The sequence below is a fragment of the Acidovorax sp. CF316 genome (genome assembly GCF_000276605.1).
Classification (GTDB): domain Bacteria; phylum Pseudomonadota; class Gammaproteobacteria; order Burkholderiales; family Burkholderiaceae_C; genus Acidovorax.
The window spans coordinates 1-8,597 of record NZ_AKJX01000202.1; the positions used below are offsets into that span (position 1 = coordinate 1).

An 8,597-nucleotide genomic window follows, 5' to 3' on the forward strand; every position below is an offset into this window, starting at 1 on the left:
GGTGACTTTCTCTTGGCGACGCAAGAGAAAGTTACTGCGCCGCCGGGCGCACATCCCGGCCTCCGCCTTCAACCCACAGCAGAAGCCACCACAAACCAAACTCTCAGCCCAAACCACCCACGGCCATGTACTGCTCCCGCCAAGGCTCAAACGGCAAGGTATCCGCCGCCTCAATAGCCTTCTGCGCCGCCACGGAGTCATGCGCCATCTGCTCGAACCGCGCCTGCTGCGCATCGCTCCACGGCAAGGCCAGCAGCGTGTTCTGCGCCTTGGCCGATTGCTGGAAGGCAAAGCGCTCGAAGTTGCTCTCGTGGTCCTGCACCATGCTGGCCAGCACGCGCGCCGAGGGCGTGCGCTCGGGCGCTTCCATCAGCGCACGCGCATCGCGCAGCGCGTCGCTGTAATCCGTGGTGCCGTGCGTGGCGTCCAGCGCCGCAGCCAGAGGCACGCACTCGGCCAGCACCTCGGCGCCCCAGGTGGTCAGCGGCACGGCCTGGCCGGCGCGCTGCAGCAGCAGGCCCGGCTCGCGGCCGCGCTCGGCCGTGAGGTGCTGGTTCTGCTGGAGCTCGGCGATCTCCTCGGGCGTGTCGGGCGGGCTGTCGGACAGCAGGCAGTGCAGCAAGAACACGTCCAAGAGGCGCATGGTCTGCGCCGTGATGCCCACGGTGACGAAGGGATCGAGGTCCATCAAGCGCACCTCGACGTATTCCACGCCGCGCTCGCGCAGCGCGTGCAGCGGGCGCTCGCCGGTCTTCACCGTGCGCTTGGGGCGGATGGTGCCGTAGAACTCGTTCTCGATCTGCAGCAGGCTGGTACCTAGCTGGTTGTAGTCGCCGCCGGGGTTGCGCACGCCCACCGTCTCGTAGGCCGGATAGGGCTTGGTCAGCGCCTCGTGCAGCGAGTTGGCGTAGCCCTTGAGGCCGTTGTAGCTCACCGCCAGCGTGGCCTGGGCATCGCTCTGGTAGCCCAGGCGGCCCATGCGGAGCGAGGTGGCGTGCGGCAGGTACATGGCCTGGCCCTTGTCGCCCAACGGCAGCAGGCGGTGCTCGCGCCCCTGCACGAAGCAGGGGCACAGCGCGGGCGAGGCGCCGAACAGGTACAGCAGCACGAAGGCATGCCGGCGGAAATTGCGGATCAGCGCGAAGTAGTCATCGCTGCCCACCCCGGGCAGCGACCAGTTGTAGTGGATGCCCGAGATGGTCTGCATGCGCCGGCCATAGCGGTGGCCCAGGCCCATGCGGTAGACGCTCTTGGCGCGGCCCACGTTGGAGCTGCCATAGCGGCCGATCGGGATCGTCTCGTCGGTGGGCAGGCCGCAGGGCATGCTCGAGGCCCACATCAGCTCGCCGCCCTGGGCCTGCAGTGCGCGGTGCACGAACTGGTGCACCTCGGCCAGCTCGTTCAGGCAATCGTCCACGCCCTTGTGCGCGCCGGTGATCAGCTCCAGCTGCGATTCGCTGTAGTCGGTGGTGATCAGCGGGTGCGTGAGCGCCGAACCCAGCGCCGCCGGGTGCGGCGTCAGGGCCAGCCCCCCGCTGGGCAGCACGCGCAATCCCTCCTTTTCGATGCCGCGGCGTATCCCCGCCAGGGCATCGGCGGGGTAGGCGGTCAGTCGTTCCTGCAAAGTTCTCATATCTTTATTACCGATCTCGTGTCGGCCCGGAACTTAGCACGGCGCACGATTGCGCGTGTGGATCTGGCTTAAACCCTGGCCGCCAAGGCCTTGCTCACCTCGTTGGTCCCCTGCGCTGCGCCGCTTTGTGGTACTTGCTCGCCGGCGCGCTCAGTCACTTCCGAGAGGCGTGCGGCCAGTTGCTCGGGGGTGTCGGCGCCAATGCCTAGGTGAATACCCTGGGTCAGCGTGATGTGCGCCGCCTCGAAGGTGCCGGCGCCTGCGCACAGGATGGTGCGCGTGGGCGCGCTCTCGTGCGCCAGCACCAGCATGGCGGGCACCACGGCCTCGGGCTTCAGGGCGTCGAGCACCTCCTGGGGCATCAGGCCCTCGGTCATGCGTGTGGCGGCCGTGGGCGCCAGGGCGTTCACGTGGATGTTGTACTTGGCCCCCTCGATGGACAGGGTCTGCATCAGCCCCACCTGGGCCAGCTTGGCGGCGCCGTAGTTGGACTGGCCGAAGTTGCCGTACAGGCCGGTGGAGGATGTGGTCATCACGATGCGCCCGTACTGCTGGGCCACCATGTGCGGCCACACGGCCTTGCAGCAGTGCGCGGCGCCCATGAGGTGCACGTCCACCACCAGGCGGAAGTCGTCCATCTCCATTTTGCTGAACGACTTGTCGCGCAGGATGCCGGCGTTGTTCACCAGGATGTCCACCCGGCCCCAGGTGTCGATGGCCTGCTGCACCATGGCCTGCACGGCCACGTAGTCGGTGACGGATGCGCCGTTGGCAATCGCCTCGCCGCCGGCCGCGATGATCTCGTCGACCACGGCCTGCGCCGCCCCCACCGAGCCGCCCTTGCCATCCACCGCGCCGCCCAGGTCATTGACCAGCACCTTGGCGCCGCGCGCCGCCAGTGCCAGTGCATGCTGGCGGCCCAGGCCGCCACCGGCGCCCGTGACGATGGCCACACGGCCCTTGAAATCGATACCCATGGTCAATGTTCTCCTGTGGTGGTTGGCTTTGAAATGGCGGCCTGGATCGCGCCGCGGCAGCGCAGCGACTGTAAGCCACATCGCGCCGCAGGCCGGTACCGTGCGTGACTGCTGGCCGTGCAGGCAAAATCGCGGCTGGCGCCCCACCCTCGCCCGGGCGCCGGGCACTTGCGCCCCTTTCCCCCTCTCCAAGGATCTCCCATGAAAGCAACCTGGAACGGCGTGACCATCGCCGAAAGCGACGACACCGTGGTGGTCGAAGGCAACCACTACTTCCCCGAAGCCTCGCTCAAGCGCGAGTACGTCACCTTCAGCAACCACAAGACCATGTGCGCCTGGAAAGGCCAGGCCAGCTACCTCTCGCTGCTGGTCAACGGCGAAATGAACACCGACGCCGCCTGGTTCTACGCCGATCCCAAGCCCGAGGCCGACGAGATCCGTGGCCGCGTGGCCTTCTGGAAGGGCGTGAAGATCGAGGCCTGAAACGCGGCAGCAGTTATCCCTGCCAGCACTGGACAATCATGTGGATAAGTTTTGGCAAGCCCTGTATGGCATCGCCAAGCCATTGATTCACAAGGGAAACCAATGCAACGCCCATTTTTTGGGCAGCCCGGCACGGCCGACATCTGCGGGTTATCCCTGATGGCACTGGACAATCGTGTGGATAACCCCGGACAAGTTCTGTATGACCGATGCAAGTGCTTGATTCACAAGGCAATACTACGCACCGCCCATTTTTGAGGCAGCGCCGGACCGCTCACCACCCGCCGGTTATCCCAGCCTTCGCTGGACAATCATGTGGATAAGTTTTGGCAAGTTCTGTATGGGCGATCCAAGTCATTGATTCACAACGGGAATGGATGCGGCGCCTGTTTTTTAGGCAAAGGGCGTCCGGTTATCCCTGCCAGCACTGGACAATCATGGGGATAACTCTGGAGAACCGCTGTATGACCGTCCCAAGTGCTTGATTTGCAAGGCTTATCCCTGCGTTGATGAAAATTCAGGCACTTCGGCAAAGACCCTGTGAAGCCCCCTCTGCTTTCAATTTGATAGCATCGCGGCCCGCACTTTGTCCACGCCCATGACCGCACCCGCCCTCCCCTGCAGCCCCGCTTCCGAACGCAACCAGCCCCCCATCCTGGCGGTGCTGCGCGGGTTGCTGCCCGATACCGGCACGGCGCTCGAGATCGCCAGCGGCACCGGCCAGCACGCCGCCTTCTTCGGCGCCGCCTTGCCCGGCTGGGCCTGGCAGCCCACGGACCTCAAGGACGAGCTGTTCTTCGCCATCGCCGGCTGGGCCCTGCAGGCCGGTGCCACCAACGTGCAGCCCGCCGTGCTTCTGGACGTGCGCTCAGGCACCTGGCCCGATGGCCAGGCGCCCTTTGCCCAGCCCTTCGACCTCATCTACTGCGCCAACATGCTGCACATCGCCCCCTGGGCCTGCTGTGCGGGGCTGATGCAGGGCGCGGCGCGCCACCTGGCACCCGGCGGCCGGCTGGTCACCTACGGGCCCTACATCGAAGACGGCGTACCCACCTCGCCGGGCAACCAGGGCTTCGACGCCACCCTGCGCGCCCAGAACCCGGCCTGGGGCATCCGCAACCGCGCCGACGTGGAGCGCGAAGCCGCAGCCGCCGGCCTGCACCTGGCCGAGCGCCACGCCATGCCCTCCAACAACCTTTTGCTGGTGTGGCAACGCACCCCAGCCCCAGGCAACACCGCATGACCCAGCCCGCCATCCCTTTCTTCACCGCCCGCATCGAGCCCGATGGCGCCCAGTGCGATGCCTGGCCCGAACAGCCCCTGCTCCTCTCCATCGAGCAGGGCGGCATCGACTGGCCCAGCTCCTGCCGCAACGGCACCTGCCGCACCTGCATCGGCCAGCTGGTGGAAGGCCGCGTGCGCTACGACATCGAATGGCCGGGCCTGTCGCCCGAGGAAAAGGCCGAGGGCTGCGTGCTGCCCTGCGTGGCCTACCCCGAGACCGATGTCGTGATCCAGGGCAGCATGATTTAGGAAGCCCCCCTGGGTCGCTTCGCGCCTTCCCCCCAGGGGGACGCCGCCCCTGCGGCGGGGCGGCCCTTGCACGGCGGCACTGGTCTTGGGGCGCGCCAGTTTTTCGGGCACACGAACGTATCAGCCGCTGATTTGCGCCAACATGGCGCCCCTGCGTGGACGCAGGACTGCCCGGGTGCATTAAAATCAGTAACTTCCGGGGCAATATGCTCCGTCGACGTGCGGCAGCGCCGCATCGCATGTTCTTTGGGCGGTTTCTTGGAGGTGTGTGCCGTGTGGCGACCTCCGGCCACGGGAACCTGCGCTGCGCACGCTCGCCAGCCGTCCCCACAGAAAGCCCAAGCCTTCCATGAACACCCCCCTCACCCCCGTGCCGATCTCGCCCGTCGAGGACATCGTGGCCGAGATGCGCGCCGGCCGCATCGTCATCCTGGTGGATGAAGAAGACCGCGAAAACGAAGGCGACCTGGTGCTGGCCGCCGACCATGTCACTCCCGAGGCCATCAACTTCATGGCCCGCTTCGGCCGCGGCCTGATCTGCCTGACGCTGAGCCGCGAGCGCTGCGAGCGCCTGCGCCTGCCGCCCATGGTCACACGCAACGGCACCAAGCACGCCACCGCGTTCACCGTGTCGATCGAGGCGGCCGAGGGGGTGACCACCGGCATCTCCGCGGCCGACCGCTCACGCACCGTGCAGGCCGCCGTGGCACCCAACGCCCGCGCCGAAGACCTGGTGCAGCCCGGCCACATCTTCCCGCTGCAGGCGGTGGACGGCGGCGTGCTCATGCGCGCCGGCCACACCGAAGCCGGCTGCGACCTGGCCGTGATGGCCGGCTGCAGCCCCGCCTCCGTGATCTGCGAGATCATGAAGGACGACGGCACCATGGCCCGCCTGCCCGACCTGCAGCTCTTCGCGGCCGAGCATGGCTTGAAGATCGGCACCATCGCCGACCTGATCGAGTACCGCAGCCGCAACGAAACGCTGGTACAGAAGGTCGGCACGCGCACGCTGCAGACCGCCGCCGGCGAGTTCACCGTGCACGCCTTCCGCGACCAGCCCAGCCAGGCCGTGCACCTGGCGCTGGTCAAGGGCCAGTGGGGCGCCGACGACGTGGTGCCCGTACGCGTGCACGAGCCCCTGTCGGTGTTCGACGCGCTCGAGGTCAACCGCTCCATGCACTCCTGGGGCCTCGATTCGAGCCTCCAGTACCTGGCCGCCCAGGGCAAGGGTGTGGCCGTGCTGCTCAACTGCGGCGAGACGGCCGAGCAACTGCTCGAACAGTTCGAAGGCACGGCCCGCGCCGCCCAGGCGCCCGAACGCGGCCGCATGGACCTGCGCACCTATGGCGTGGGCGCGCAGATCCTGCGCGAGTGCGGCGTGCACAAGATGCAGCTCATGGGCCAGCCCCGCCGCATGCCCAGCATGGCCGGCTACGGCCTCGAAATCACCGGCTTCATCCCCAAAGAGTAAAAGAACAGGATCACCACTATGTTTGGCGCAGAAAAAGGAACAGCGGACAGGCTGGACGGCAGGAAGCTGCACATCGGCATCGTGCAGGCCCGCTTCAACGAGAGCATCACCAACGCCCTGGCCGCGGCCTGCCGTGCCGAGCTGCAGGCCCTGGGCGTGCAGGAAAAGCACATCACCCACGTGCTGGTGCCCGGCGCGCTCGAAGTGCCCGTGGCCCTGCAGGCCATGTGCGAGGCCGACGAGTACGACGCGCTGATCGCGCTGGGCTGCATCATCCGCGGCGAGACCTACCACTTCGAACTGGTGGCCAATGAATCGGGCGCGGGCGTCACGCGCCTGTCGCTCGACTACCAGATCCCGATTGCCAACGCCATCATCACCACCGAAAACCTCGAGCAGGCCATTGCCCGCCAGAGCGAAAAAGGCACGGACGCGGCCCGCGTCGCCGTGGAGATGGCCAACCTGCTGGAAGACCTGTCATGAGCGAAAGCAACAACTACGGTGACGACGACAACGGCACCGGTGCCACCAGCAGCCACCCGGCCAAGCGCCCGCCCAAGCAGGCACGCACCGGCCTCAAGAGCACCGGCGTGCGCAAGGCGGCTTCCAAGTCGGCCCGCAGCCGCGCGCGCGAATTCGCGCTGCAGGCGCTGTACCAGCACCTGGTGGGCGGCAACGCGCCCGAGGCCATCGACGCCTTCACGCGCGACCTGGCCGGCTTTCACAAGGCCGACTCGGTGCACTACGACGCGCTGCTGCACGGCAGCATCAAGATGGCCGCCGACATGGACGCGCTGATCACCCCGCTGCTGGACCGCAAGATGGCCGAGATCTCGCCCATCGAGCACGCCGTGATGTGGATCGGCGTGTACGAGTTCCAGCACTGCCTCGACGTGCCCTGGCGCGTGGTGCTCAACGAGTGCATCGAGCTGGCCAAGGAATTCGGCGGCACCGACGGCCACAAGTACGTGAACGCCGTGCTCAATGGCCTGGCCCCGCGCCTGCGCGCCGCCGAAGTCGCAGCCGACAAGGGTGCTGCAGCCGCAGCAGCAACAGCCCCCAGCGACGCAGCAGCACCCGAGGGCGGCGAAGACGCCCAGGCCTGATTGGCCGAGCCTCATCGCAGGCTTTCCTGCCCCGGGCATGCACGGCCCGGCGGGCTCCCCCCACAATGCCCCGCGCGGGCAGGACCTCCACCCAGCCATGAAATTCTCCTCGCGCGCCGAGCGCATCGAACCGTTTTACGTGATGGAGGTGGCCAAGGCCGCCCAGGCCCTGGCACGCGAGGTGGCGACCACCAGCGAGCCGATGATCTTCTTGAACATCGGCGAGCCCGACTTCACCGCCCCGCCTCTGGTGCAGGAGGCCGCCGCCCGCGCCGTGCGCAACGGCGCCACCCAGTACACAAACGCCCTGGGCCTGGAGCCCCTGCGCGAGCGCATCAGCGCCTGGTATGCACAGCGCTTCGGCGTCAACGTGCCGGCCCGGCGCATCGTGGTCACGGCCGGGGCATCGGCTGCGCTGCAGCTTGCCTGCCTGGCGCTCATCGAGTCCGGCGACGAGATCCTCATGCCCGACCCGAGCTATCCCTGCAACCGCCACTTCGTGAGCGCAGCGGACGGCAAGGCCGTGCTCGTCCCTACCACCGCAGCCGAGCGCTACCAGCTCAGCGCCGAGAAGGTGCGCGCCGCCTGGACCGACAAGACCCGCGGCGTGCTGCTGGCCTCGCCATCGAACCCCACGGGCACGTCCATCGCGCCCGGCGAGCTGCGCCGCATCCACGAAGTCGTGCGTGCGCACGACGGCATCACGCTGATCGACGAGATCTACCTGGGCCTGTCGTACGAAGAAGAATTCGGCCACACGGCGCTGGCCATCGACGAGAACATCGTCAGCATCAACAGCTTCAGCAAGTACTTCAACATGACCGGCTGGCGCCTGGGCTGGATGGTGGTGCCCGAGGCCATGGTGCCCGTGGTCGAGCGCCTGGCGCAGAATTTGTTCATCTGCGCGAGCACCGTCTCGCAGCATGCGGCGCTGGCCTGCTTCGAGGCCGAGAGCATTGCGGAGTACGAGCGGCGGCGGGCGGAGTTCAAGGCACGGCGCGATTTCTTCATTCCCGCGCTGCAGTCGATGGGGCTGTCGGTGCCTGTCATGCCGGATGGTGCTTTTTATGCCTGGGCGGATTGCTCCGAGGCTGCATCGCGACTGGGTGTGAAGGGCAGCTGGGATTTTGCGTTTGAGGTGATGAAGCGGGCGCACGTGGCGATTACGCCGGGGCGGGATTTTGGGACTGCTGAGACGGAGAGGTTTGTGCGGTTCTCTACTGCGAATTCGATGGCGCAGTTGGAGGAGTCGGTTGCTCGGTTGCGTCGTTTGTTGGGGTGATCTGAGTAGTGGTTAGGTCTGCTCTTTTTTTGAAGGCGGAGGCCGGGTCTCGGCCCGGCGGCCGAGGTACCTTTCTTTGCTTCGCCAAAGAAACGTACCCCAAAGAAAGGCG

Annotated in this window: 9 protein-coding genes; 7 read left to right on the top strand and 2 right to left on the bottom strand. The window is 67.0% G+C overall.

Annotation, left to right across the window (positions count from 1 at the left end; all coding sequences use genetic code 11):
• Positions 1–103: 103 nt before the first annotated feature.
• Positions 104–1,633, bottom strand: coding sequence for a glutamate--cysteine ligase (gshA, locus tag PMI14_RS24615; protein ID WP_007858478.1), 1,530 nt, complete (start codon positions 1,631–1,633; stop codon positions 104–106).
• A 68-nt stretch (positions 1,634–1,701) separates the two neighbouring features.
• Positions 1,702–2,610 (bottom strand): SDR family NAD(P)-dependent oxidoreductase, encoded by a 909-nt coding sequence (locus tag PMI14_RS24620; protein ID WP_007858479.1) that lies wholly within the window; start codon positions 2,608–2,610, stop codon positions 1,702–1,704.
• 201 nt (positions 2,611–2,811) lie between these two features.
• Between PMI14_RS24620 and PMI14_RS24625 the strand changes: the two genes are divergently transcribed.
• The 7 genes from PMI14_RS24625 (at position 2,812) to PMI14_RS24655 (ending at position 8,485) form a co-directional block, all read left to right on the top strand.
• Complete coding sequence (locus tag PMI14_RS24625) at positions 2,812–3,093, top strand: DUF427 domain-containing protein (protein WP_007858480.1); 282 nt, start codon at positions 2,812–2,814, stop codon at positions 3,091–3,093.
• A 598-nt stretch (positions 3,094–3,691) separates the two neighbouring features.
• Positions 3,692–4,336 (top strand): DUF938 domain-containing protein, encoded by a 645-nt coding sequence (locus PMI14_RS24630; protein WP_007858483.1) that lies wholly within the window; start codon positions 3,692–3,694, stop codon positions 4,334–4,336.
• Complete coding sequence (locus PMI14_RS24635) at positions 4,333–4,626, top strand: 2Fe-2S iron-sulfur cluster-binding protein (RefSeq protein ID WP_007858485.1); 294 nt, start codon at positions 4,333–4,335, stop codon at positions 4,624–4,626. The genes PMI14_RS24630 and PMI14_RS24635 overlap by 4 nt, the downstream gene beginning before the upstream one ends.
• Positions 4,627–4,975: 349 nt before the next feature.
• Positions 4,976–6,097, top strand: a complete 1,122-nt coding sequence (gene ribBA / locus PMI14_RS24640; RefSeq protein WP_007858486.1) for a bifunctional 3,4-dihydroxy-2-butanone-4-phosphate synthase/GTP cyclohydrolase II — start codon at positions 4,976–4,978, stop codon at positions 6,095–6,097.
• Positions 6,098–6,115: 18 nt separating this feature from the next.
• Positions 6,116–6,580 carry a 6,7-dimethyl-8-ribityllumazine synthase gene (gene ribH, locus PMI14_RS24645; protein WP_007858487.1) on the top strand — a complete coding sequence of 155 codons (465 nt, stop codon included), beginning with the start codon at positions 6,116–6,118 and terminating at the stop codon, positions 6,578–6,580.
• Positions 6,577–7,203 carry a transcription antitermination factor NusB gene (nusB, locus tag PMI14_RS24650; RefSeq protein WP_007858488.1) on the top strand — a complete coding sequence of 209 codons (627 nt, stop codon included), beginning with the start codon at positions 6,577–6,579 and terminating at the stop codon, positions 7,201–7,203. The genes ribH and nusB overlap by 4 nt, the downstream gene beginning before the upstream one ends.
• 97 nt (positions 7,204–7,300) lie before the next feature.
• Positions 7,301–8,485 carry a pyridoxal phosphate-dependent aminotransferase gene (locus PMI14_RS24655; RefSeq protein ID WP_035205584.1) on the top strand — a complete coding sequence of 395 codons (1,185 nt, stop codon included), beginning with the start codon at positions 7,301–7,303 and terminating at the stop codon, positions 8,483–8,485.
• The last annotated feature ends 112 nt before the right edge of the window (positions 8,486–8,597 follow it).

What these genes read in the sequence shown, in the direction of transcription:
- gshA (WP_007858478.1), bottom strand. Translation starts at nt 1,633, where the DNA reads ATGAGAACTTTGCAGGAACGACTGACCGCCTACCCCGCCGATGCCCTG.
- PMI14_RS24620 (WP_007858479.1), bottom strand. Translation starts at nt 2,610, where the DNA reads ATGGGTATCGATTTCAAGGGCCGTGTGGCCATCGTCACGGGCGCCGGT.
- PMI14_RS24625 (WP_007858480.1), top strand. Translation starts at nt 2,812, where the DNA reads ATGAAAGCAACCTGGAACGGCGTGACCATCGCCGAAAGCGACGACACC.
- PMI14_RS24630 (WP_007858483.1), top strand. Translation starts at nt 3,692, where the DNA reads ATGACCGCACCCGCCCTCCCCTGCAGCCCCGCTTCCGAACGCAACCAG.
- PMI14_RS24635 (WP_007858485.1), top strand. Translation starts at nt 4,333, where the DNA reads ATGACCCAGCCCGCCATCCCTTTCTTCACCGCCCGCATCGAGCCCGAT.
- ribBA (WP_007858486.1), top strand. Translation starts at nt 4,976, where the DNA reads ATGAACACCCCCCTCACCCCCGTGCCGATCTCGCCCGTCGAGGACATC.
- ribH (WP_007858487.1), top strand. Translation starts at nt 6,116, where the DNA reads ATGTTTGGCGCAGAAAAAGGAACAGCGGACAGGCTGGACGGCAGGAAG.
- nusB (WP_007858488.1), top strand. Translation starts at nt 6,577, where the DNA reads ATGAGCGAAAGCAACAACTACGGTGACGACGACAACGGCACCGGTGCC.
- PMI14_RS24655 (WP_035205584.1), top strand. Translation starts at nt 7,301, where the DNA reads ATGAAATTCTCCTCGCGCGCCGAGCGCATCGAACCGTTTTACGTGATG.